This is a genomic window from Brevibacillus gelatini (assembly GCF_050920745.1).
In the GTDB taxonomy this organism is placed as follows: Bacteria; Bacillota; Bacilli; order Brevibacillales; family Brevibacillaceae; genus Brevibacillus; species Brevibacillus gelatini.
The window spans coordinates 1915462-1937565 of sequence record NZ_CP154342.1 but is presented as its reverse complement, the minus strand read 5'-3'; the positions used below and the strand labels follow the sequence as shown (position 1 = coordinate 1937565).

23 protein-coding genes are annotated in these 22104 nt (G+C 53.8%); 2 read left to right on the top strand and 21 right to left on the bottom strand.

All coding sequences use genetic code 11. The annotated features are described in order from the left end of the window. Positions 1–4: 4 nt before the first annotated feature. The 4 genes from AAFJ72_RS09615 to AAFJ72_RS09600 form a co-directional block, all read right to left on the bottom strand. Positions 5–997 (bottom strand): thiamine pyrophosphate-dependent dehydrogenase E1 component subunit alpha, encoded by a 993-nt coding sequence (locus tag AAFJ72_RS09615; protein WP_432776906.1) that lies wholly within the window; start codon positions 995–997, stop codon positions 5–7. A gap of 16 nt (positions 998–1013) precedes the next feature. After that, a complete protein-coding gene (gene lpdA, locus AAFJ72_RS09610; RefSeq protein WP_432776905.1) occupies positions 1014–2435 on the bottom strand; it encodes a dihydrolipoyl dehydrogenase in 1422 nt (473 codons plus the stop codon). Between the two features lie 200 nt (positions 2436–2635). Continuing rightward, on the bottom strand, positions 2636–3727 hold the full coding sequence (locus tag AAFJ72_RS09605; protein ID WP_432776904.1) for a Glu/Leu/Phe/Val dehydrogenase dimerization domain-containing protein: 1092 nt from the start codon (positions 3725–3727) through the stop codon (positions 2636–2638). Positions 3728–3935: 208 nt separating this feature from the next. After that, positions 3936–6011 carry a sigma 54-interacting transcriptional regulator gene (locus AAFJ72_RS09600; protein WP_122904135.1) on the bottom strand — a complete coding sequence of 692 codons (2076 nt, stop codon included), beginning with the start codon at positions 6009–6011 and terminating at the stop codon, positions 3936–3938. Positions 6012–6182: 171 nt separating this feature from the next. Here AAFJ72_RS09600 and AAFJ72_RS09595 point away from each other — a divergent pair, with 171 nt between their 5' ends. Continuing rightward, positions 6183–6443: a DUF2627 domain-containing protein gene (locus AAFJ72_RS09595; RefSeq protein WP_122904134.1), complete on the top strand. Its 261-nt coding sequence runs from the start codon at positions 6183–6185 to the stop codon at positions 6441–6443. Positions 6444–6480: 37 nt separating this feature from the next. On the opposite strand, the gene AAFJ72_RS09590 is transcribed toward AAFJ72_RS09595, so the two are convergent. The 8 genes from AAFJ72_RS09590 to AAFJ72_RS09555 form a co-directional block, all read right to left on the bottom strand. Continuing rightward, positions 6481–7353 (bottom strand): UDP-N-acetylmuramyl pentapeptide phosphotransferase, encoded by an 873-nt coding sequence (locus AAFJ72_RS09590; RefSeq protein ID WP_432776903.1) that lies wholly within the window; start codon positions 7351–7353, stop codon positions 6481–6483. Next, positions 7335–8027 (bottom strand): glycosyltransferase family 2 protein, encoded by a 693-nt coding sequence (locus AAFJ72_RS09585; RefSeq protein WP_432776902.1) that lies wholly within the window; start codon positions 8025–8027, stop codon positions 7335–7337. Before AAFJ72_RS09585 ends, AAFJ72_RS09590 begins: the two co-directional genes overlap by 19 nt. Then, positions 8014–8571: a copper transporter gene (locus AAFJ72_RS09580; RefSeq protein WP_432776901.1), complete on the bottom strand. Its 558-nt coding sequence runs from the start codon at positions 8569–8571 to the stop codon at positions 8014–8016. The genes AAFJ72_RS09585 and AAFJ72_RS09580 overlap by 14 nt, the downstream gene beginning before the upstream one ends. 9 nt (positions 8572–8580) lie before the next feature. Next, positions 8581–9747 (bottom strand): putative cytokinetic ring protein SteA, encoded by a 1167-nt coding sequence (gene steA, locus AAFJ72_RS09575; RefSeq protein WP_432776900.1) that lies wholly within the window; start codon positions 9745–9747, stop codon positions 8581–8583. Positions 9748–9857: 110 nt separating this feature from the next. After that, entirely contained in the window at positions 9858–10034 is a 177-nt protein-coding gene (locus AAFJ72_RS09570) for a DUF2759 family protein (RefSeq protein ID WP_122904129.1), read from the bottom strand. A gap of 138 nt (positions 10035–10172) precedes the next feature. Further along, on the bottom strand, positions 10173–10949 hold the full coding sequence (locus AAFJ72_RS09565; protein WP_432776899.1) for a class I SAM-dependent methyltransferase: 777 nt from the start codon (positions 10947–10949) through the stop codon (positions 10173–10175). Between the two features lies 1 nt (position 10950). Next, positions 10951–11325 (bottom strand): VOC family protein, encoded by a 375-nt coding sequence (locus tag AAFJ72_RS09560; protein WP_122904127.1) that lies wholly within the window; start codon positions 11323–11325, stop codon positions 10951–10953. Then, a complete protein-coding gene (locus AAFJ72_RS09555) occupies positions 11309–12112 on the bottom strand; it encodes a class I SAM-dependent methyltransferase (RefSeq protein WP_432776898.1) in 804 nt (267 codons plus the stop codon). Before AAFJ72_RS09555 ends, AAFJ72_RS09560 begins: the two co-directional genes overlap by 17 nt. Before the next feature lie 97 nt (positions 12113–12209). Here AAFJ72_RS09555 and AAFJ72_RS09550 point away from each other — a divergent pair, with 97 nt between their 5' ends. After that, on the top strand, positions 12210–13076 hold the full coding sequence (locus AAFJ72_RS09550) for a LysR family transcriptional regulator (protein WP_432776897.1): 867 nt from the start codon (positions 12210–12212) through the stop codon (positions 13074–13076). Here the strand turns inward: AAFJ72_RS09550 and AAFJ72_RS09545 are convergent. The 9 genes from AAFJ72_RS09545 to AAFJ72_RS09505 form a co-directional block, all read right to left on the bottom strand. Continuing rightward, positions 13070–13942 (bottom strand): metallophosphoesterase, encoded by an 873-nt coding sequence (locus AAFJ72_RS09545; RefSeq protein WP_432776896.1) that lies wholly within the window; start codon positions 13940–13942, stop codon positions 13070–13072. The genes AAFJ72_RS09550 and AAFJ72_RS09545 overlap by 7 nt on opposite strands. Next, positions 13929–14507, bottom strand: a complete 579-nt coding sequence (locus AAFJ72_RS09540) for a beta-class carbonic anhydrase (RefSeq protein WP_122904124.1) — start codon at positions 14505–14507, stop codon at positions 13929–13931. The genes AAFJ72_RS09545 and AAFJ72_RS09540 overlap by 14 nt, the downstream gene beginning before the upstream one ends. 109 nt (positions 14508–14616) lie before the next feature. Further along, the gene (locus AAFJ72_RS09535; RefSeq protein ID WP_122904123.1) at positions 14617–15600 is read right to left on the bottom strand and encodes an HRDC domain-containing protein; all 984 of its coding nucleotides are present in this window, start codon (positions 15598–15600) and stop codon (positions 14617–14619) included. Between the two features lie 138 nt (positions 15601–15738). After that, positions 15739–16191 (bottom strand): hypothetical protein, encoded by a 453-nt coding sequence (locus AAFJ72_RS09530; RefSeq protein ID WP_432776895.1) that lies wholly within the window; start codon positions 16189–16191, stop codon positions 15739–15741. Positions 16192–16363: 172 nt separating this feature from the next. Further along, a complete protein-coding gene (gene spo0A, locus AAFJ72_RS09525; protein ID WP_122904121.1) occupies positions 16364–17155 on the bottom strand; it encodes a sporulation transcription factor Spo0A in 792 nt (263 codons plus the stop codon). Positions 17156–17508: 353 nt separating this feature from the next. Next, complete coding sequence (spoIVB, locus tag AAFJ72_RS09520; protein WP_432776894.1) at positions 17509–18843, bottom strand: SpoIVB peptidase; 1335 nt, start codon at positions 18841–18843, stop codon at positions 17509–17511. 164 nt (positions 18844–19007) lie between these two features. Beyond that, the gene (gene recN, locus AAFJ72_RS09515; RefSeq protein ID WP_432776893.1) at positions 19008–20732 is read right to left on the bottom strand and encodes a DNA repair protein RecN; all 1725 of its coding nucleotides are present in this window, start codon (positions 20730–20732) and stop codon (positions 19008–19010) included. Between the two features lie 15 nt (positions 20733–20747). Continuing rightward, positions 20748–21197 carry a transcriptional regulator AhrC/ArgR gene (gene ahrC, locus AAFJ72_RS09510; RefSeq protein WP_122904118.1) on the bottom strand — a complete coding sequence of 150 codons (450 nt, stop codon included), beginning with the start codon at positions 21195–21197 and terminating at the stop codon, positions 20748–20750. 5 nt (positions 21198–21202) lie between these two features. Further along, on the bottom strand, positions 21203–22060 hold the full coding sequence (locus AAFJ72_RS09505; protein ID WP_122904117.1) for an NAD(+)/NADH kinase: 858 nt from the start codon (positions 22058–22060) through the stop codon (positions 21203–21205). Between the last annotated feature and the right edge of the window lie 44 nt (positions 22061–22104).

Below are 22104 nucleotides of genomic sequence, written 5' to 3'. Positions count from 1 at the left end.
CCCCTTAGTTCCCGTAGACGTGTGTCAATGTCGATTCAGGTGTCGGATACGGAGCGTTTTCCGCGTACTCGGTCGCCTCGTCAACTTCGAGCTGCACACGGGCCAGCATATCCGCTTCTGTATTTTCATCGAGCAAGCCGACTTCACGCAAATAGGCGGCAAAAACGATCAGCGGATCTTTTTTCTTCGCCTCTTCCACCTCTTCGCGCGTACGATACACACGGTCGTCATCGTCGCTGGAGTGAGGAACCAGACGATACATCACCGCTTCGATCAGTGTCGGCCCTTCGCCGCGGCGAGCGCGGTCCACGGCTTCCTTCATGACGCGGTACACTTCGATCGGATCGTTGCCGTCTACGCTGACGCCAGGGAACCCGTAGCCAATCGCACGGTCTGCTACGCTTTCGCATGCGAGCTGCTTTTTCAGCGGAACGGAGATTGCGTATTTGTTGTTTTCACAGAAAAAGATCACCGGTAGCTTGTGGACGCCCGCGAAGTTGGCACCCTCGTGGAAATCCCCCTGGTTGCTGGAACCTTCCCCGAAGGAGGCATATACGACAAAGTCTTTGTTTTGCATTTTGCCTGCCAGCGCCATGCCGACTGCATGCGGAACCTGTGTCGTTACCGGGCTGGAGCCTGTCAGGATATTGTATTTTTTGCCGCCGAAGTGTCCCGGCATCTGACGTCCGCCGCTGTTCGGATCTTCTGCCTTGGCAAAAGCAGAGAGCATGCAGTCACGCGCCGTCTGGCCGAATACGAGCACCAGTCCCAGGTCACGGTAGTACGGGCACAGATAATCTCTGTCTTTCTCCAGGGCGAAAGCCGCTCCTACCTGAGCCGCCTCCTGTCCCTGGCAAGAAATGACGAACGGCACTTTGCCCGCTCGATTCAGCAGCCACTGGCGCTCGTCAATTTTCCGCGCAAGCAGCATGTAATAGTACATATCCAGGACTTGTGCATCAGTCAAACCAACTTGTTCATGCCGTTTGGTTGTCATCGTGGATACCTCCCTGCTAATTGTGAATCGCTTTTCCATCTACGGCCAGGGCCGCTTCCATGATTGCCTCCGAGAGCGAAGGATGCGGGTGGATGGTCTGTCCAATCTCCCACGGAGTGGCATCCAGCACCCGGGCAAGACCCGCCTCGGAAATCATATCGGTCACATGCGTGCCGATCATGTGTACGCCTAACAGGTCGTTTGTTTTCGCATCGACGACCAGCTTGACAAAGCCGTCATTTTCGCCGTGGATCACCGCTTTGCCCAATGCCTTGAAGCTGAACTTGCCTACCTTCACTTCAAAGCCCTGCTCGCGCGCCTCTTTTTCCGTCAAGCCGACGTTCGCCACTTCCGGACGGCTGTACGTGCATTTCGGTACCTTCGTGTAATCGAGCGCATGCGGATTCAGGCCAGCCATGTGTTCGACTGCCAAAATTCCTTCGTGGGAGGCCACGTGCGCGAGCTGCAAGCCGCCAATCACATCGCCAATGGCATATATATGCGGTTCCGCTGTCTGGAAATGTTCGTTGACGACGATGACTCCGCGCTCCACCTTGACTTCGGTTGCTTCCAGTCCAATATTATCCACATTGGCCTGACGCCCTACCGACACGAGAATTTTTTCTGCTGTAAAGGTGTCGACCCCATTTTTTGTCTCTGCCGAGATAACGACTTTGCCTTCGCCTTTTTCCAACGTCTCCGGCAATACCTTCGCGCCTGTGACGATGTTGACTTTGCGTTTTTTCAGCAGACGTGCCAGTTCCTTGCTCACTTCTTCGTCTTCAAACGGCAAAATGCGATCTGCGTACTCGACAATTGTGACTTCTACGCCAAAATCGTTGAGCATGGACGCCCACTCGACGCCGATGACTCCGCCGCCGACGATTACGACAGATTCAGGCAGCTTTTCCCATTGCAAAGCTTCGTCGCTTGTCACGACGTAGGACCCGTCGATGGTGAGGCCCGGAAGCGTGCGCGGACGGGAACCGGTCGCGAGCAGCAAAAAGCGCGGCACGATGATTTCCTGATCGCCGTTTTCCTTTTCAATGCGGACAGCGCCAGCCTGCGGGGAAAAGATGGACGGACCCATTACACGCCCGAAGCCTTCAAAGACGGTGATTTTGCCTTTTTTCATCAAATACTGAATGCCTTTGTGAAGCTGGTCGATAATGCCCTGCTTGCGATCCTGGATTTTGCTGAAGTCATAGCCGACATCGCCTGCAGAAATACCGTACTTGTCTGCTTCCTTCAAGGTCGCAAACACTTCTGCACTGCGCAATAGCGCCTTGGACGGGATGCAGCCGCGGTGCAGGCATGTGCCGCCCAGCTTTTCTTTTTCTACAATGGCGACATTCATTCCCAGTTGGGAAGCGCGGATCGCTGCTACATAGCCGCCGGTGCCGCCACCGAGAACGACCAGATCAAATTCTTGGGACATGCTTGATCTCTCCTTTCATGCGAAGCGTCTTCACGCACGGGCGAAGACAGTCGAATAAGCTGGCTGCTGATTTTTCGGAACGCTTGCCTACGTTTTTTAGAGAATAAGAATATTCTAAGAAAAAAGGATATGTACCCCCTGACCGCCATATGGTCGGGACAGTGTGGGGGCAGGGGAATGACTTCGTTTATCGATAACGATTAGCGATGGTAGACCGTTTTGCCGTTTTTCAGGAACGTATTGCGGGATTTGCTCACTCTGGCAATGCGTTCTTCGGCCATGCGGTCCGCTGCCTTGTAGGATGGCACGCCATCGCGCTCGGCAATTTCGTACACTTTCAGGATGGTGTCGTAGATGGTTTCTACTTTTTTCAGGGCGCGCTCGCGGTTGTAGCCTTGCAGTTCGTCCGCCACGTTGATAACGCCGCCCGCGTTGATGACGTAGTCTGGGGCGTAGATCAGACCCATTTCATGGATGAGGTCGCCGTGACGCTCTTCTTTCAGCTGGTTGTTGGCAGCACCCGCGATTACTTTTGCTTTCAGAAGCGGAATGGTGTCGTCGTTGATGATCGCACCCAGCGCGCAAGGAGAGAAGATGTCGCACTCTACGCCGAAAATTTCGTTGACGCCAACCGCTTTTGCTCCGAAATCGTTGACAGCGCGGTTTACGTTTTCTTCATTAATGTCGGTAACGATCAGGTGAGCGCCTTCCTCATGCAGATGGCGGCACAGGTTGTAGGCTACGTTTCCAACGCCTTGTACGGCAACGACACGGCCGGAGAGAGAGTCAGAGCCGAAAGCGAGCTTCGCCGCTGCCTTCATGCCGCGGTATACGCCGTACGCTGTTACAGGAGACGGGTTGCCGCTGGAGCCGAATGCAGGCGAAACGCCTGTCACATAGTCTGTCTCCAGGTGGATCATATCCATGTCCGCAACGGTCGTACCTACGTCCTCTGCTGTGATGTAGCGGCCATTCAGTCCTTGAATGTAACGGCCAAACGCGCGGAACAGCTCTTCGCTCTTGTGCTTGCGCGGATCGCCGATGATAACGGCTTTACCGCCACCGATGTTGAGCCCTGCTGCCGCGTTTTTGTAGGTCATGCCGCGACCGAGGCGCAGTACGTCGATGATCGCTTCTTCTTCTGTTTGGTACGGCCACATGCGCGTGCCACCCAACGCTGGTCCAAGTGTCGTATCATGAATGCAAATGATTGCTTTCAAACCGGAATTTTCATCCTGGCAAAATACCAGTTGCTCGTAATCGTACTTTTGCATGTAGTCAAAGATGTTCAATGAAGAAACCTCCCTAGTATCATTCTTCTGGGTAAACAGTGGGCTCCGTGTGGAGAATTTCCCGCCAAGCAGATTATGCAAAAGCCATGCCAACGCCATCGGTTTTTGAAAGCGCTTTATTTACGGCAGACTGGATGGATTCTCCATTCGTCAAGTGTGCATTTTTTTGCACGAACACGCAGATATTTGCATGCAAAAATTTGCACATTCAATTCTGATCTCCCTGCTCATCCATGATTCCCAATTTTTCCATCTTGTAATACAGACTGCGGATCGCGATTCCCAGCCGCTTGGCCGCCAAGGTCCGATTGCCTTTGGCCGCAGCCAGCTCCCGCATAATATGTTGACGTTCCGCTTCCTCCATCGCTTGCTTCAATGTTTTCCCCGTGGGGCCGGCCACTGTTTCTGCTTCCTTTTGGCTCATGCTGATTTTTCGTTCCAAAGGAGGCAGGTGCTCGGGCATGATGGTGCGTTCGTTGATGCGCATGTGGATCATCGCCCGGCCAAGGACGTTTTCCAGCTCGCGCACATTGCCCGGCCAATGGTAAGACAAAAGCATTTTCAAGGTATCTTCGTGCAGCTCCTCGACGTTTCTGCCGTATTCCAGATTCGCCTTGCGCAGCAGGTACATCGCGATCGGCTCAATGTCTTCCAGCCGCTGGCGGAGCGGAGGAATGTGGATGGGCACGACGTGAAGGCGGTAGTACAGGTCTTCGCGAAAACGCCCCTCGCCAATCGCCGCCTCCAGATTTACGTGGGTAGCGGCAATGACGCGAACGTCGATGTTGATCGGCTTCGTCCCCCCGACGCGGACGACCTCCCGTTCCTGCAGCACGCGCAAAAGCATGACCTGCATCCCCATCGACAGCTCACCGATTTCATCCAAAAATATGGTGCCTCCGCTCGCTTCCTCGAACAGACCGCGTTTGCCCCCTCTGCGCGCTCCCGTAAAGGCGCCTTCCTCGTAGCCAAACAGTTCGCTTTCCAGGAGGCTTTCGGAAATCGCCGCGCAGTTGACCCGGATAAACTGGTTGTACTTGCGCTCGCTCGCGTTGTGAATCGCGTGCGCAAACAGCTCCTTCCCCGTGCCGGACTCGCCGCGAAGCAGCACGGTGGCTGGCGTCAGCGCCGCTATTTTCGCTTGCTCGATGGCGCTTTTCATCTGCTCGCTGTTGCCGATAATGTCCGCGAAGCTGTACTTCGCCTCCAGCGTGCGGATAATGCGTCTTGCTTTTTCCAGTTCTTCCGTCAGCCGCTTGAACTCGGAGACGTCGTGAATGACCCCGACGCTTCCTTTCAGTTCGCCGTCGACGACGACCGGAGCCACGTTTACAACCACGTCCTTGCGCTTGGGCCCGAGCTTCATCGGGACACCCCTGACCGGACGCTTCGTTTTCAACACCTGCATGTGCATGCTGTCGCCTTCGGAAATGTCGACCGTCGCAGGCTTGCCGATAATATCGTCCGGGGTAAACCCCGTCAGTCTCGTGTACGCGGGGTTGATTAAAAGACCGATGCCGTTTTGATCGACGACGGAAATCGCTTCGTCCGAAGATTGAATGATCGCTTGCAGCATGCTCTGCAATTCCTTGAGATTGGTCACTTCTTCTGCCAGCGCCATCACCTCGGTAATGTCGCGGAAGATGGCTACTGCCCCTACCACTTCCCCCTTGTCGTTGCGCACGGGGACGCGGTTGGTGATGATTCGCGTCTGATTTGGCAAAATCTGCTCCTGGTTCAGTTCAGGACAGCCTGTTTCCAGTACAATATGCAGTCTGGTGTTGGGGATACACTCAGCTACTTTTGTATTCAGCACTTCGCTTGCCTCGATGCCCATCAGGCGCTCGGCCGCTTTGTTGAACAGCGTGATGATACCTTGCCGATTGACTCCGATGATGGCATCGTGCGTGGAGTCGAGCATCGTTTCGCGCTCGCGCTGATTTTGCATCATCGCCGCAATCAGCTTATCACGCTCGCGGATAAGCCGCATGACAATGCGCGTAAAGGTGCCGGGAATGAGCACTGTCTTGTCCCGCTTCAACTGCCGCAGCTGCTCGTATACTTTCATGTCCCCTGTCGCTTCCAAAATCACGTCCAGCTCATCGTCCAAAAAAGGACGATAATCCGTGGCGACCTTGATTCCAAGCGACCTTGCCAGCTCGATCCCGGGCGCGTCCGGCCTGCGATCGACCACGGCGACAATTTTTAGCCTGTCCATCTGGTTCAGCGTCCGCAGCAGGGCCGTTCCGCCTCGTCCAGCACCTACGATTAGAAGCTTGTGCATGCGCCAGACCCCTCACTTTTCATCTTACTCGTAACCATTGTACTGCAACAAACTGTTGAAGGACAGGCTCTCTTCCCAAACGTGCGCTCGCTCGTGTGCAGGGGATGGACGGTGGACAAGCAACCTGGCATCCGATATGATGGAAGGATGAGAGAGAGGTGTGAACCACCAGTGGTCGTTCAAAAAATCATTGCGCTCTTAATCATGGTCATTCCGGCTGCGATTGCCATGTACGGAATCAAGCTGATTCGCGACGCCTTTTTTTACTCGATGGCGCCCGATGTCGGTTTTCTGTGGGGAAAGCTCGTTCTCGGCATACTTGCTTTCGCCATCCCGGTCTTGTTTATTGCCGGGTTCATTTTGCATCACGACCGAAAAAAAAATCGGGTACAACCCCGCTTCATGATTCGAGAGCCGGAAGAAGACGAGTAGAACAGGCAGGTGGACATCTGCCTGTTTTTGTTTGCCCTCATCTCCCCCAGTCGTCCAGCCTTCTGAGCCACGCTTTTTTTTCGATGATCTGGGAAAAGGACACGAACTCCGCTGCAACCTGAATGGCGACGAATCCGCACAGGATGGCGGCTTGCCACGAAATCGGCGCGACCGTCACGTATGTATAGCCAATGGCAAAGCCAAGCGTATTGGCCCCGGTATCCCCGAGCATGATCCGGCCGCCTGCGTCATATGGAAAAAACAGCACAGTGGCGACGAGAAGCGGCAAAAGAAACAGCCAGACAGCAAGCGACTGCCCGGCTTTCGCCCCAAAAGCGCTGAGCGCGGCAGCAAGCGAGATGAGCAGCCAAAACACCTTGATCGCGCGGCCTGGTCTTAAGTCAAACAGGTTCAGGATGTTCGGGGATAGCGCCAGCAAGCCGCAGGCGACCAGCCACGGCCAGAAGCCAACGGATACGAACAGCGATACGCCGACAGCCGTCATCCCCCCGCCAAACAGCTTGCACATCCCGCTCGTCACGCGCCCCTCGCGCAACAGCGCGGCAAAGTGGCCGCGAAACCCTTTTGTCATCGCGTCCCCAGCCTTGTCGTCCATCCATCCCCAGCAAGCCATCGCCGCCATTCCACAGACAAGCAGCAGGCCGTGCTGGAGCAGCTCACGGGGAGCGTTCGCCCGTGCAAGCAGAAGCAGCTCAACAAGCACCGTCACGGCCATGCTCGCGACAAGCACCAGCCCACCTGCCGTCAGCACCTGCTCGCCGCGATAATTGGGGCGGCTCATGCCTTTTTGGGCAATCAGTCGTGAGCAGAAGCCAAACAGGGGACGCTGCAGGACGAGCGGCAAACCGAGTGCAACGAGCAGAGCCTGTATTATGGTGTGCGCATCCACGGCTTACCCTCCCACCACTTGGTACACAATGTCCGGCCAATGGCGACAAACTCCTTGCCGCGATGCGAATAGCCTCGCCAGTCATTGCCCGTTTCCCGATGCAAAAACGGCACGGGCACCTCCCGGATGCGGTAGCCGGCACGCAGGGCATCTACGGTAAGCCCCACCTCAATGCCGAAGCCCCTGTCTATTTTCCCCAGTTTTTGCAAGAGATCGCGGCGAATCGCCCTCTGGCCGGACAAAGGCGCGCGGGCTTCAAAGCCTGTCAGCCACTTGATCCCTCGCTGGGCCAGCCCTTTTGCCAGCCCCATTCCGGCTTTTTGCTTAGGGGGTGGCAGGATCGCGATTGCCATATCACACGCATCCGCAAGCACAGGCGCAAGCAGATGCCCGGCTTCCCCCGCACTCTCGCGCAAATCGCCGTCGAGCAGCATAACCACATCCCCGCTCGAACGCTGCCAGCCGATCTGGACGGCAGCTCCCTTGCCCCGGTTGCGCGGCAAGCGAATGACGAGATCAGCCCAGTCTTTTGCCAAATGAGCGGTCGCATCCTCGCTGCCATCGTCGACGACAATCAGCTCGTGGCAAAAAAGGCGTTCCCGAATCGCCCGCAGCGTCGCTCCGATCGCGTCCGCTTCATTGTAGGCAGGAATGATGACGCTAACTTTTTTCACGCCCGACCCTCATTTCTGTCATTTCTTGCTGCACCTTTTCCAGCAAGGCCCACTGCTTGGCCAACGAATCCGGCTCCTGCTCGATCCAAAGCCATTTTCCTGCGTCCGCCCGTTGTTCCAGCCATAGCGGCAGCTGGCCCGCGACCACAAGCAGCAAGCCGTCCTCCCAGGTTCCGCCCCCTTCGTACCGGATGACATGGATGCCCACGGCGTGCATCAGGCGGGTAATTTGCTTCGCTTCCTTGTCTGCATCCTGCCAGACGTACACCTTTTTTCCTGCGAGGTCATTGCCGTAGCGCATCGCCATCATATGGACGACTTCCTGATTGCTCTGCTCCACTTCCCGAAGCAGTCGATTGATCTCTTTTTTCAAATCGTGGTTGCTTTTCAGCGCCCGGTCATATTTGGCCTCCATTTTCGCCAAAATTTCCTGCGCTCCTTTGGAAAACCACGGATGGCCCACCGTCCCGCCCAGCAGGATGCCGACGCCGAGCGCCACAAAGACGGCCGCCAACGTAATCAGGTGATAACGAAACGAAATCATAGCGCCTCCTTAAAAAGCCCAGGTCCGCCATTGCGTCCAGAGCATTTGCGCCGCATAACGGGCGATGGGATGAATCATCAGCACGGCCGTGACAGGCAACAGCATCGCCGCCATGCACCAGCCCCACAGCTTCCAGGAGCCAGTCGGCTGATAGAGCTGGCTGACTCCTTTGGCATCAATCAGTCTGGGCCCGATCTTCGTGCGGACCAGCAACGTACTGGCCATCCCTTTGCGCCCCTTTTCCAGAAAGTCAATCATGTTCGTATGGGCGCCGATTGTCACGATCAGCTCGGCTTTTTTCTCATAGGCAAGCAGCATGGCCACATCTTCGCTCGTGCCGGGCGCAGGCAGGACGTGATGAGCCACCCCTAGCTGCTCGACTCTGGCTTTTCCGGGAGCAGTCCCGTCGACAAAGGCGTGAACGACGATTTCCGCCCCGCACTTCAGCGCCCTGTCCGAGATGCTGTCCATGTCCCCGACGATGAGGTCAGGCTTGTACCCCGCCTGCAAAAGAGCGTCTGCTCCCCCGTCGACCCCGATGAGCACGGGTTGGCATTCGCGTATGTAGGAGGAAAGCGTCTGCAAATCTTCCTTGTAATGTTTGCCGCGGACGACGACGACGACATGCCGTTTTTCGAGTCTGGTTCGCAGCGGCATGGGATAGAGTGGCTTTAAAAACAAGTCTTTCTCTTTATTGGCGTACATGAGCGTGTTATCAATGAATAGGGAGAGCGTCTCATCCAGCCTGCTTTGTGCTTCGGCCCACTTTTCGAGAATCGCCTCCAGCGATACGGGCACAAGCGTCAGGGCAAGCTCCCATTGTGCATTTCGTTTCAGGTACAGGCTGTCATCCCGGACGGCGGCAAACTGCCCGTTCCACGCATCTATTGCGGACGGTTCAGCCAAAGGAGAGGCTGCCTCGTACAAAGCGACGCCCGCTTTCAGCAGGAGCCGCGCCCCTTCAGCCGGATACTGACCGGTCATGAAAGGGGACAGGTTCACAACCACCTTTGCCCCCGCTTCCAGTAAAGACCGGGCCGCCATCTCATCCACATCCGGATGATCGATGATGGCGATATGGTGGGGGTGGAGCCGTTTGCAAAGCTGCTTCGTTTTGCGGTCAGCAGCAATCACTCCCGTATAGGTAAGAAAATCGAGACGTTTTCGCTTGCCCATCTTTTCCACCTCCACGCATAGTATGCTAAAAATTTCCTTGGAGCATGCAAAAAAGAGGCTGTGCAAAAAATCGCACAACCTCTTTTCGGCCGGACGGATCGCCTTGTGAATTAGGCTCCCTTTGTTATGTAGTAAATAATCAAACCGTCAGCAAACAGGAAAACCAGCAACGCAATCAAGCCAAATCCGATCGCAAACTTGTTTTTTGCCTTGAACGAATTAATACAGCCCCAAGCGATGAAAAACGTGAAGACGAACATCAAAATATCAAACAAAACAATCTTCATGTACGACAACTCCTTCACCATGATGACGCTAACCGAAAATACAATGGCAATATTATTATATATCCTCGTGTATTAAGAGACAAGCATATCCAAATTTGTGACAAACAAATTCACATTTACGCTTTCTTTTATTGTGCCTCAAACGTGCCTGCCTATCCATATGCTCCAGCGATCTTGCTCGCTGATCGTTTCCTGTCCGGAAAATTTTTGGCAAATGGTGTCCACCAACTGCTCCAGCTCTTCGTCCGCAAGCTCGTGGAGCAAAGACCGCCCTTTCCGCGAGCGCAGATCATCTGCCAGTTCAGCGAGGTTTCCGTAGACGCGCCTGACCTCCCAGAGCGACAGCAGCCTGATGTCCGCAAGTCCTGCCTGCTGCATCGCTGCCTGAACCATCCGGTCTTCCGGCCTGCGTTTGGCCTCGACGGCCAGCAACCGCGGAAACTGTTCGAAGAAATAGCCGCGCAGATGCGTTTTTGACGCGGGAACAGCGCAGTCGTCGATTGTTCGATCCTGGATGATACAAATGCCGCCAGGTGCAAGGAGCCGTTTTCCTTCGGCAAAAAATCCGTTCAGATCCTCGAGATGGTGAATGAGCGCCCGGGCAAAGATAATATCAGCGCATGCGTCAGGCAGTCCGGTTTGTAAAGCGTCGCCCTGCACGAATGAGATACGCGGCTCATCTGCGCATTGCTTCTGCGCTGTTTTGAGCATCGCACTGGAAAAATCGACTCCGGTTACGCTGGCGGCTCCGAGCTTCGCCCACGCCTTGCTGTAGATACCGCCTCCGCAGCCGATGTCGACCACGCGCTTCCCTCGCGGATCGACGACAGACAGCATGGTGCGCGCCCATGTGTCGTCCGCTTCTCTACCTGTGTAACTTTCTGCGTTTTCGTTGGCGTGAAAATCCATTTTCATGCTACTTCGCCTCCATAAACTCCAGGCGGTTTCCAAACGGATCTTCCGTAAAGAAACGAACGATCCCGGGGATTTCGTCATCGATGCGAATCGGTACACCCGCTTTTTGCAAATGCGCGATCAGCGCCTCGATATTTTGCACGACAAAGGCTGGATGTGCTTTTTTCGCCGGGATGAAGCCCTGTTCGATGCCAAGGTGAATCAGTTGTGCGCCGCAGCGGAACCAAGCGCCGCCGCGCGCCCGCAGCTTTTCCGGCTTGGGCACTTCCGGCATGCCGAGCAAACCCGTGAAAAAGCGCCGTGCCTCTTCCTCTGCTCCTGGCGGTGCGGCCAATTGAACGTGATCCAGTCCTACCCATTCAAATTTTGTGTTCATCGTCATTTCCTCCTTTTTTCTGGCACATAACCATCCACTCATCGATCTGGTGCGCCACGACTCTGCCCTGCTCGATTTTCACGCCCAGATAGCCTTGCTGCTCATCGGTCGCATCCAACAGCAACCGCTCGACAGCCTGCTCCTGCTCCGGCGATTCCGACGTCCGCTGTACCCACGGCAAAAAGGCAAACTGTTTTTTCCGCAGCCGCTCTTGGCGCTCCTGCAAATCATGGGCCGCGTGCAGCTCTCTCCACTCGCTCACCGACAGACAGCGCACATGGCTTGGGTCGCGCCGCTTTTCTACCAGATTCACAAAGTCGGCGAGCTGCTTTTCCTCGGGCGCTACGTTGTCGATAAACAGATACCATCCGCCCGGACGCAGCACGCGGCTTGCCTCACGGACAAACGCAGCAGGATCGGGAAAATGGTGCGCCGCAATTCGGCAAGTGACCAGATCAAACGACTCGGACAAAAACGGCAGTGCTTCTGCGTCCGCCTGGACATACAAAATGTTCGTCTCTTTTTGGTTCGCCTCTGCTGCCGCCGCCAGCATGGGGCGCGTCAGGTCGGTCGCGACGACAAGTGAAACCAGCGGCGCCAATGTACGGGCAACATGTCCACCTCCCGTGGCGATGTCGAGCACCTTCCAGCTTTTTTGCGGCGAAAGCCACTCGACCAACAGCGGCAAATCCGTTCCTTGCGCGTGCGTCTTGCTCTGCACATACTCCTGTGCATTTTTCCCGAATTGCTGCTGCACGGCCTGCTTTACCTCCAGATTTTTGTCCATGCTCCCACCTCCTGCTCGTATTTTATGCCAATTTTTGTTGCCGTTGTTATAGAATACGGATAACGAGTTATCGAGTTTTTGAATAGGAGGGTTCCTTGTGGAAAAAGAGAGCCTGGAAATTTTTTTGACCATCGCCCACCACGGATCAATCAATCGTGCTGCGCAGGCGCTGTTTCTCGCCCAATCTACCCTGACACATCGACTCAAGCAGTTGGAGCGGCAAATAGGCAGTCCTCTGTTTGTGCGGACCGCCTCCGGTGTGAGCCTGACGGGTGAGGGACGCCGACTGCTGCCTGTCGCAGCGAGCATCGTCGAGCAGATGCGTTCGTTTCTGGAGCAAAAGGAACAGGTAAAATCCATGACAATCGTAGCCGGAAAAGCGTTTGTCGCCTATGAGCTGCCTCGCCTGATCGGCGAATATCGCCAGGCGAATCCCGGCTTTACCTGTTACGTCCGCTCGACGTTGTACGAGGAATCGCTCAGCGCCTTGTTAACTGGCACCGCCGATGTCGCCTTTCTCGGCAGTGAGATATACCATCCGCACATCCACCAGGAATTTTTGCCGAGCGACCGAATCTTGCTCGTCATGTCGCCGGAGCATCCATGGGCCAGCCACTTTCCGGGCTTTTCCGGCTGGGGGACGCAGGAAATGATTTTGTTCGGCAATCATACCGCTCCCTACCGCCAGCGCATCGATCGTTTTCTCGCGCGAAACGGTGTGTTTCCCAACGTCATCATGGAGCTGGACAGTTTTAGCGCGGTCAAAAAAATGGTGGAGCGCCAGCTCGGCATCACGATGCTGCCGGAGCGGACGATCTTACGCGAGCTTTCGGAAGGCAGGCTCGTCGCCCACGACATTGCAGCAGGCACGCTGCAGCGACCCACGCTTATCGCCTATTTGCAGCAAAAAAAAGAGGACGACGCGTTCCAGCAATTCGTCCAATGGATCAAGGATCATTATTGATGCAAGGTGAAGACGGTCAATTCTGGTCTGCACAAAAACCGGACAGGCAAAATCGTCGTCCCCAGTCCCCTGTTCACGTAAACCGGCATTTGGCTGTCGCCTGCGTGGTACAAGCCTTTGACGTATTTCGTCGCCAGCTTTGGCGTCAGGACGTGCCCGACAAGCGGCAGCCGCACCTGTCCGCCGTGGCTGTGCCCGGACAATTGCAAATCGACAGGATAGCGAGCAGCTTCCTCGGCAAAATCCGGTTCGTGCGCCAACAGGATGACGCTCGCCCCTTCGGGAATCCCGGCCAGCGCTTTTGGCAGATCAGGCACGCCCATCAGCGCATCGTCGATTCCGGCGATGTACAGACTGTCGCCATTTTTGCCGAGCGCCACATGGCGGTTGTCCAGCACCGCAAAGCCAGCAGCAGCCCAGCCTTGGCGAATCGCATGCTGCTGGCCTGCCCGGTAGTCGTGGTTGCCGAGCACTGCAAATTTTCCAAGCGGCGCTTCCAGCTTTGCCAGCATGGGAATCGCCGCGGAAAACGACTGTGTCTCCAGGTCCACAATATCGCCCGTAAAACAGATCAAATCCGGCTGCTCATTTTGAATCAGGTCGAGAACGCCTTGCAGTTGTTCTGGTTTGAAAAAGTGCCCCAGGTGGACGTCGCTGAACTGTACCAGCTTGCAGTCGGCGAAGCTGTTCGGAAGTCGCGGCAGGGAAAGCGACACCCGCTCAATCTGCAGCGCGGTGCGCTCCCATGCATAGCCGTACGTACACGCCACAACGCCGAGCCCTACCAATCCCCCCACCCACTTCATCGAACGGCGTAAAAAGGCCCGGCGTGAGATTGTGACAAGCTTTGGATCATTCGCTTGCATCCGTTCGCTCGTAGCCGTTTACGACGACGTCCAGGCGTCCTGTTTCGGGATCAATCAGCAGACCGTGAACGTCGACGTAAGAGGGCAACAATGGATGCTTCTTGATCGTCTCCACACTTTTCCGCACACTTTCCTCCACGCAGTCGAAACCATGGAGCCATTTGTTCAGATTGATCCCCGCGTGCTGAAGAATGGTAAAGGTCTCGGCCGAAATGCCTTTTTCCTGCATCTTCACCATGGTCCGTCTGCTGTCGATCGCACTCATCCCGCAGTCGTAATGGCCGACGACCATCACTTCTTCGGCATTCAGTTCATAAATCGCCACGAGAATACTGCGCATGATACTGCCAAAAGGGTGGGATACGATGGCTCCGGCGCTTTTGACGTGCTTGATGTCGCCGTTGCGCATGTTCATCGCCTTGGGCAACAGCTCTTCCAGGCGTGTGTCCATACAGGAGAGAACAACCAGGCGCTTGTCGGGAAACTTGGTTGTTTTGTATTTTTCATATTCGCGATTCGCTACAAATTGACGGTTAAATGCGAGAATTTCATCCAGATTGCGCATGGTGCAACACCTTCTTCGCTTTTTGTTAGGAGTATGTTTTCTATTGTACATACATATTGGCATCGTTCAAGCGAGCGGAGCACTTTGGTGTGGGGGGCTTGCCTGGAAGTCATGAATTATTGAAGATACTCAGTATTTGCCCCCCATATTTTTCTACCTTGGCTTTTCCAAATCCTTTGACGTTTAACAACTCTTCTTCCGTTCGCGGATACTTTGCAATCAAGTCCTCCATTTCATTGTTGTTGAAAATATAATACGCCTTGATCTTCTCCGCTCTCGAAGTCTGCAGTCGATACGCCTTCAATTCTTCACGCAGCTGCTCCTCCGGTTTTTTGGAAAAATCGTCGAGCGAAAGTCTGTACTTCGCCATCAAATCCATTTCAATCGGAGAGTGCAAGGCAACCAGCCTATTTGCAAGATCGTACATGTGCTTTTCAGATAAATCATATGTATTGGTCCTGTCATTCAAGAACCTTTCCAGCGTAGCCTTGATCTGATCGTACTTGATAATTACATTTTCGATCTCGGCTGGACAATTGTATTTGTTGACGATCGTTTTGGCATTTGCCATTACGACGAGCGAGTAGATTGGCAATTTATCAAACTTCATTTCGTTTAACAAACTATGTTTTATAATATCAACATGCCTCATGGTTTGCGTAATAGGACTATAAAATCCTTCCCTATATTCTTTGCCGTCCTTCGTTTTCATGATTCTCACGAAGTTTCCTTCTCGATCAATGGAAATATTTCCACTTAATTTTTTTGTTTCCAACAAACAGATGAATTTATGAGAAATGACGACGAAATCCAACTGCGCAACGTAATCGTTATACGCGATTCGAACGTCATGCAGACATAAAATTGGTAAAAATGAATTTTTTAACTCGAAATAAACATTATTTTCGCCATCCAAGCCATACTTCAAAAGTTTTATATCTCGCTCTATGTTATCCTTCTTTTCTCCATCTACCACTTTTTGCAAAAGTTCTTGCAAAGCAGCGAGTTGACGATTGTCCTTTGAAAACTCCTTAACGAAAATCGGACTCTTTATTGTCCTTTTTTGACCGAATAATTGTTTAAAGAAAGACATAAGCCATTCCCCTTGAAAATTTAGTGCATGCAGGATTTTGGTGAAATATTTACCATCCATGAATAGTCATATTATACCATCTTTCCAGCTTGGTGTTGGCAACCCGGCATCCAGGTTATTGGTATTCCTTGTTGCCTTTTATTTTTTTTGACCGTCCAAATTCTCCCGTATAGGCTCGTACTGCAAGGAAGACGAGGTAAAATGGTCGCTTTCCTGATTCCCCATAAAGATGAGTAAAAGATTTTTCTTGTCTGACTTTTTGTACCGGTAGGTTAACGTTACATTTTTATCAATGGTTAACGAATCGTACTCTTCACCAAATACAGATTCGATCTCTTCTTGCGTGACAGGTTCCATATTTGCAACAATCGTTGTAATTTGCTCCTTCTCCGGGTCTGGTGAGATTGCCTTCGATCCTTTTGAAATTCTGTAAACGAAACCATTATCAAGTTTCAGGTATACATGATTGACAAGATCGGCTTCACTTTTGTTCAGTTTCTTGAACACTTCCTCTTTTCCTGTTCCCAGTGGCAGGCCTCCACCTAAATCCAAGGCATCCAAATTTTCTTTTATTTTTACGAGGTGTTCCACTCCTTTGGATGGGGGTACATTTTCGCTGCTCTTTGAGCAACCTGCGATTTATTCGGTCATAAAAAAATTCCCCCATTTTTCTATCCAATGAGGGAATCGATTAATTATGGATCGCGTAAAAAGAGAGGTTGTCACTTATCGCAATTAGTACAACCCCTTTTCCTGCCTACTCTCAACTAATTTTCGCCTCAATCCGCAACTTGTCCGCGACCATCGCGATGAACTCGGAGTTGGTCGGTTTTGCCTTCGTATTGGAAATGGTGTATCCAAACAGGCTGGAGATGGAATCGAGATTTCCGCGGGACCAGGCGACCTCGATGGCGTGGCGGATGGCCCGCTCTACGCGGCTTGCGGTGGTGTTGAACTTTTTGGCGATGTCCGGGTACAGCACTTTGGTGATCGAGCCGAGCAGTTCGACGTCGTTGTAGACCATTGTGATGGCTTCGCGCAAATACAAATAGCCTTTGATGTGGGCAGGCACACCGATCTCGTGGATGATGCTGGTGATGCTTGCGTCCAGGTTGCGACCACGCACTTGCATGGTCGACTGCGGCTTGACCGTATTGGTGACAAAGGAAGAGGCTGGTTTTGTCGTGATGATTTGCCGGATGCGCTGGGCAAGGATTTCCATGTCAAACGGCTTGAGAATGTAGTAGGCTGCTCCCAGTTCCACCGCTTTTTTCGTAATCTCTTCCTGTCCGAATGCCGTCAGCATAATGATTTTGGGCTGGGGACTAAGGCGCATGGCCTGGATCTGCTCCAGGACGGCGAGTCCATCCAGGTGAGGCATAATGATGTCCAGAATCAGTACATCGGGTACCCGTTCCTGCAGCAATCGCACAACTTCATTGCCGTTGTACGCTACACCGATGACGTTCATGTCATACTGGCTGTTGATATACTCTTCCAACAGGCTCACAAACTCTCTGTTATCATCTGCCAACAACACTTCAATCTTGCTCAAAGTCGTTCCTCCTAACAATGGACGGTCTTTTGGAAAGAAGGTGGCGTTCTTGAGGTTTCCATTTCTACAACCGGGAAGTCCATACCATCTTTTTCTCTGAGAAAAATAATTCGACAAAGCCAAATTCTTTCCTGCCAATGACGAAAGATTGAATGATTTAACCGATATTTCGACAAAGAATTTCCATATCTTTCGTTCATTTCGTCAAAAGCTTCCATGATTTCCCCATGCAAGCTGAGGTTGGTCCGGTGGAAGGTTATGCTTATGGAGACGCATGCAACCTGGTATGTGCACAACACGACATGGAAAAAAGCCGCCTCGCTTCGGCTGCGTGACGGCTCGTCTCTTCGTATTCAGGCAACCTGCCCGGCTTTGGCATTCGACTGTGGCGTACCGCGCACCTGCACGCCAGCATCCTGCAGCATCCATTCAATGTAGCAGCCATAGCCCGATGTCGGGTCGTTGACAAACACATGGGTGACGGCGCCGACAATCTTTCCGTTTTGAATGATGGGGCTCCCGCTCATTCCCTGGACGATGCCGCCTGTCTTTTCCAGAAGGCGTTTGTCCGTCACCTTGATAATCATTCCTTTTGTCGCGGGAAAATGCTGCTTGATGACGTTGGCGATCTCAATATCGAATTCCTCCACCTTTTGTCCTTCGACGACGGTGAGGATTTTCGCCGGGCCTTCCACGACCTGCTCGGCGAGCGCTACGGGTAGCGGCTCACGGTAGTAGCTGCGCTTCGGCTCTTCTTTCATTTTGCCGAAGATGCCAAACGGTGTGTTTTTGGTGATGTTTCCCAGCACTTCGCTTTCGTTGTAAAAGCGGGCGAATTTTTCTCCCGGATTGCCGCTCTGGCCTTTTTCAATCGAGGTCACACTGGCCTGGACGATCTGGCCATCTCCTACCACAATGGCCTGGCCCGTATCGACATCGGAAATGACGTGTCCCAGCGCGCCGTACGCTTTTGAGTGGGGATCGAAAAAGGTCAGGGTGCCTACGCCAGCGGCGGAATCGCGAATGTACAGTCCCATCCGGTATTCCCCGTCTTTTTGGTCCTTGACGGGATGGAGCGTCAGATTCAGCTTCTCTTTCCCGCGCACGACGAGCAGCTGCAACGGGCTATTCTTTTTTCCGGCTTCGTTAACCAGCTTCTTCACATCATTCATGTCATTGATGTACAGATCGTTCATTTTGACAATCATGTCACCAACGTGAATGCCGGCCTGTTCGCCTGGGGAAGCCTTGCTTTTGCCATTGTCCACGAGGTGATGACCGACAACGAGAACACCCGCCGTTTGCAGCTTGACCCCGATTGATTGCCCACCAGGGTACAGGCGCAGGTCCGGCAACACATTTACTTTGACAGCCGTCAGCGGAATGTTTCGCCATTTTACTTGCAGTTCGGCTTCGCCAGCCTTGCGTGGTTCTACCGACATCGGCTGACTCAAATCAACGGATACTTCACGCGCTTCTGTCCCGTTGACGTGCAAAATGTCAGGATTGCTATTGATTAGCGTGCCCATCACCGGCACGGAGACCCGAAGCTGCTCAAGGGACCCTTCCATCAAACGCAATTCACGGGGAAAGGAGGACAGATCGCGAAACGGGGTGGAACTCACGACAAGCGCCGTGATGAGGAGAAGGAGACTTCCCATCCATTTTCTTTTGTTTTGTCGGATCACCAGCAATCACTCCTACCGTTCCCTACCTACACCTACAAAGAGACACCTCCACCTTGTGTACTTTTAATGTTGCCTCCAGCCAAGCGGATTATGTCAGGAAAATCCCTCACCTGCCAGCGTCTTTGCAAACTTTTTTGCTGCAAAAAAAAGACTGCCAACCGTGGTCAGTTGACAGCCTTTCGTTCGCGGCCGAGGATAATCATCTCGCGCGCGTGTTCTTCTGTTTTCGCCGTTACTTCGGCTCCGCTGAGCATGCGGGCGAGTTCTTTTACCCGCTCTTCCTCGGAGAGAATGGTCACGACGGTTTTTGTCTCGTGCTCGCTCATTTCCTTTTTAATGAGAAAATGCGCATCGGCCATGGACGCCACTTGCGGCAAGTGCGTAATGCACAAAACTTGCCGCTTCTGGGCGACACGGGCCAGCTTTTCGGCAATCGCCTGCGCCGCTCTTCCGCTCACCCCGGTATCGACCTCGTCAAAAATCAGCGTTTCCACCTGGTCGGTTCCGGCGAGAATCGTTTTGATCGCAAGCATCACCCGCGACAACTCCCCGCCGGAAGCGATCCTGGCGAGCGGACGCAATGGCTCGCCCGGGTTCGGGGAAATCAAAAACTCGATCTGGTCCATGCCGTTCGCATCAACGTGCCGCTTGATTCCTTCGATTTCTACCCCATCCTCGTCAGGGGTCTGGCGCACGTCAATGGCGAAGCGAGCCCGCTCCATATGCAGCTCTTTTAGCTGCTGCTCGATCTCGCGGGCGAGCTTTGTCGCACACTCCTGGCGAATGACGGACAGCTCCAGCGCCTCCACAGCCAAGTCTGCCGCCAGCTCCTGCAGCCGCTTTTCCACCTGTTGCAGCCGATCCTCGTAATGGTGCATCTCGTCCAACTCGTCGGAAATCGTGGCGGCGTATTCCAGAATGTCATCCACGCTTTTTCCGTACTTGCGCTTCAACGACTGGATTTGATCGAGCCTGCGCTCGACTTCTGCGAGCTGCTCCGGCTCAAAGTCGAGGTGGTAGGAGAGCTGACGCAGCTTATGCACGACGTCTTCCATCTGGTAATACGCCGTCTGCACCGTCTCCAGAAGCGGAGCCAACTGCTCCTCGTACGCAACACCGCGCTCCAGCTCGCTCATCGCATGTCCGAGCCAGTCCATGCCTTTTTGATCGCCGTGCAGCGAGTGGTACGCATCCTGAACGGCCGCGTAAACCTTCTCAATGTTCATCCACTTTTTGCGCTGCTGCATCAGCTTCTCGTCCTCGCCTGGCGAGAGCGCCGCCGCTTCGATTTCGTCCAGCTGGTATTGCAAAAGGTCGATGCGCTGTACCAGCTCACGCTCGTTTTTGGCCATCCGTTCGAGGTCCTGCTTCGTTTTCCGGTACGCAGCGTACAGCTTGCCGTACTCTTCTTTTGCCGCACCAAGCGCAGCTTCTCCGTAGGCGTCCAGCCAGTTGATATGCTTGTCCGCCTGCATCAGCATATGCGTGTCGTGCTGTCCATGTACGGTGACCAGCCACGGCCCCAGCTCGCGCAGCATGGCAAGCGTCACCATCTGCCCGTTCAGACGGATAATGCTTTTGCCCTGGTTGGAAATGTCGCGCCGGACGACGAGCATGCCATCCTGCTCGACCTGTACCCCCACATTGGCACACACCGCAAGCGCAGGATGACCAGGGGGCAATTCGAACAGCCCTTCCACCTCTGCGCGCTGTTCGCCATAGCGGACAAAATCTGCGGAAGCGCGTCCGCCCAGAAGCAGCCCAAGGGCGTCGATGATGATCGATTTACCGGCACCCGTTTCCCCCGTGAGGATATTCAAACCTCGCTGAAAGGAGACTGTGACCGATTTGATAATGGCAAAATTACGGATAGAGAGTTCCACTAGCATCTGTTGCGCCCACCTCTACAGCATTTCCATAAAACGCTTGGTAACTTCTGCTGTATTTTCCTTGGAGCGGCAAATAATCAGGATCGTGTTGTCCCCGCTGATCGTCCCCATGATCTCTTCCCAAGGCAGGTTGTCGATCAGCTCCGCTACAGCATTGGCGTGGCCGGAAAGTGTTTTCAACACGATGAAGTGGTCGGCCTGGTCGATGCTGACAAACGAGTCGACCAGCATCCGTTTGAGCTTTTGTAGTGGATTGAATTTTTGTTCAACAGGCATGGAATATTTATATCGCCCATCAGGGAGTGGCACCTTGACCAGATGCAATTCCTTGATGTCTCGGGATACGGTCGCCTGCGTAACATTAAATCCTGCGGCGCGCAGACGCTCCACCAGTTCATCCTGGGTTTCCACCTCTTGATTGCTGATGATCTCCCGAATACGGATATGTCGTTGCCCCTTGTTCATATGGATTACTCCCATTCCCCTTGTAGTTTCGTGCGAATTGCTTCAAAAAAGCTGCCCTTTTTCCACTTGATGAGCGGCGTGACGTACGGAGACTTTTTGACGTAGATTTGATCGCCGCCCTCCAGCCGATAACCGAACTGGCCGTCGATGGACAATCCCATCTCCTGGTGGATGGCATCGACCTCTACGCGAATCGTCTGATTGCCCGACAACACCATCGGCCGCGCCGTCAGCGAGTGCGGCGCCACCGGAGTCAGTAATAGCATATCCACATTCGGCGCCACAATCGGTCCGCCTGCCGACAGCGAGTAGGCGGTTGATCCGGTCGGACTCGATACGATGACCCCGTCTCCGTTGAAGGTAGCTACATATTCATCATCCGCGTAAACGGCGCATTGAATGATCCGGCAGAACGAGCCTTTGGCGATGCCGATGTCATTCATCGCGGTATATGTACCGAGCGTGCTGCCTTTGCGGACTAATGACGCTTCCAGCATGGTGCGCTCCTCGATATTGTACTTTCCGGAAAGCAGATTATCTACGGCGTGAGGCAAGTGCTCCGGTTCGGCCTCTGACAAAAAGCCGAGCGTGCCCAGATTGATCCCGAAAATGGGGATGGATTGTCCGGCGAGCTTGCGGGCGATGCTGAGCAGCGTGCCGTCGCCGCCGAGCACGCATACCAGATCAGCGTGGCGGCCGATTTCCCCGATGGAAGCGCCAAGTTCCGCGCGTCCCAGATCCAGGGCAATTGTTTCCTCCAGAAAGACATGCGCTCCCCGTGCTTCCAACAGGTAGACAAGCTCCCGCGCCACAATCCGTGCCTCAGGCTTTCCTTTGTTTGCAATAATTCCTATCTTCTTCACATGGTCCACCCCAAACTGGTTGGTTGGAAATCCTTATACAAGTA

Excerpts from the sequence above, each read along its gene's own strand:
- AAFJ72_RS09615 (WP_432776906.1), bottom strand. The coding sequence starts at position 997 with ATGACAACCAAACGGCATGAACAAGTTGGTTTGACTGATGCACAAGTC.
- lpdA (WP_432776905.1), bottom strand. The coding sequence starts at position 2,435 with ATGTCCCAAGAATTTGATCTGGTCGTTCTCGGTGGCGGCACCGGCGGC.
- AAFJ72_RS09600 (WP_122904135.1), bottom strand. The coding sequence starts at position 6,011 with ATGCACAAGCTTCTAATCGTAGGTGCTGGACGAGGCGGAACGGCCCTG.
- AAFJ72_RS09580 (WP_432776901.1), bottom strand. The coding sequence starts at position 8,571 with ATGATTTCGTTTCGTTATCACCTGATTACGTTGGCGGCCGTCTTTGTG.
- steA (WP_432776900.1), bottom strand. The coding sequence starts at position 9,747 with ATGGGCAAGCGAAAACGTCTCGATTTTCTTACCTATACGGGAGTGATT.
- AAFJ72_RS09570 (WP_122904129.1), bottom strand. The coding sequence starts at position 10,034 with ATGAAGATTGTTTTGTTTGATATTTTGATGTTCGTCTTCACGTTTTTC.
- AAFJ72_RS09565 (WP_432776899.1), bottom strand. The coding sequence starts at position 10,949 with ATGAAAATGGATTTTCACGCCAACGAAAACGCAGAAAGTTACACAGGT.
- AAFJ72_RS09560 (WP_122904127.1), bottom strand. The coding sequence starts at position 11,325 with ATGAACACAAAATTTGAATGGGTAGGACTGGATCACGTTCAATTGGCC.
- AAFJ72_RS09555 (WP_432776898.1), bottom strand. The coding sequence starts at position 12,112 with ATGGACAAAAATCTGGAGGTAAAGCAGGCCGTGCAGCAGCAATTCGGG.
- AAFJ72_RS09545 (WP_432776896.1), bottom strand. The coding sequence starts at position 13,942 with ATGCAAGCGAATGATCCAAAGCTTGTCACAATCTCACGCCGGGCCTTT.
- AAFJ72_RS09540 (WP_122904124.1), bottom strand. The coding sequence starts at position 14,507 with ATGCGCAATCTGGATGAAATTCTCGCATTTAACCGTCAATTTGTAGCG.
- AAFJ72_RS09535 (WP_122904123.1), bottom strand. The coding sequence starts at position 15,600 with ATGTCTTTCTTTAAACAATTATTCGGTCAAAAAAGGACAATAAAGAGT.
- recN (WP_432776893.1), bottom strand. The coding sequence starts at position 20,732 with ATGCTAGTGGAACTCTCTATCCGTAATTTTGCCATTATCAAATCGGTC.
- ahrC (WP_122904118.1), bottom strand. The coding sequence starts at position 21,197 with ATGAACAAGGGGCAACGACATATCCGTATTCGGGAGATCATCAGCAAT.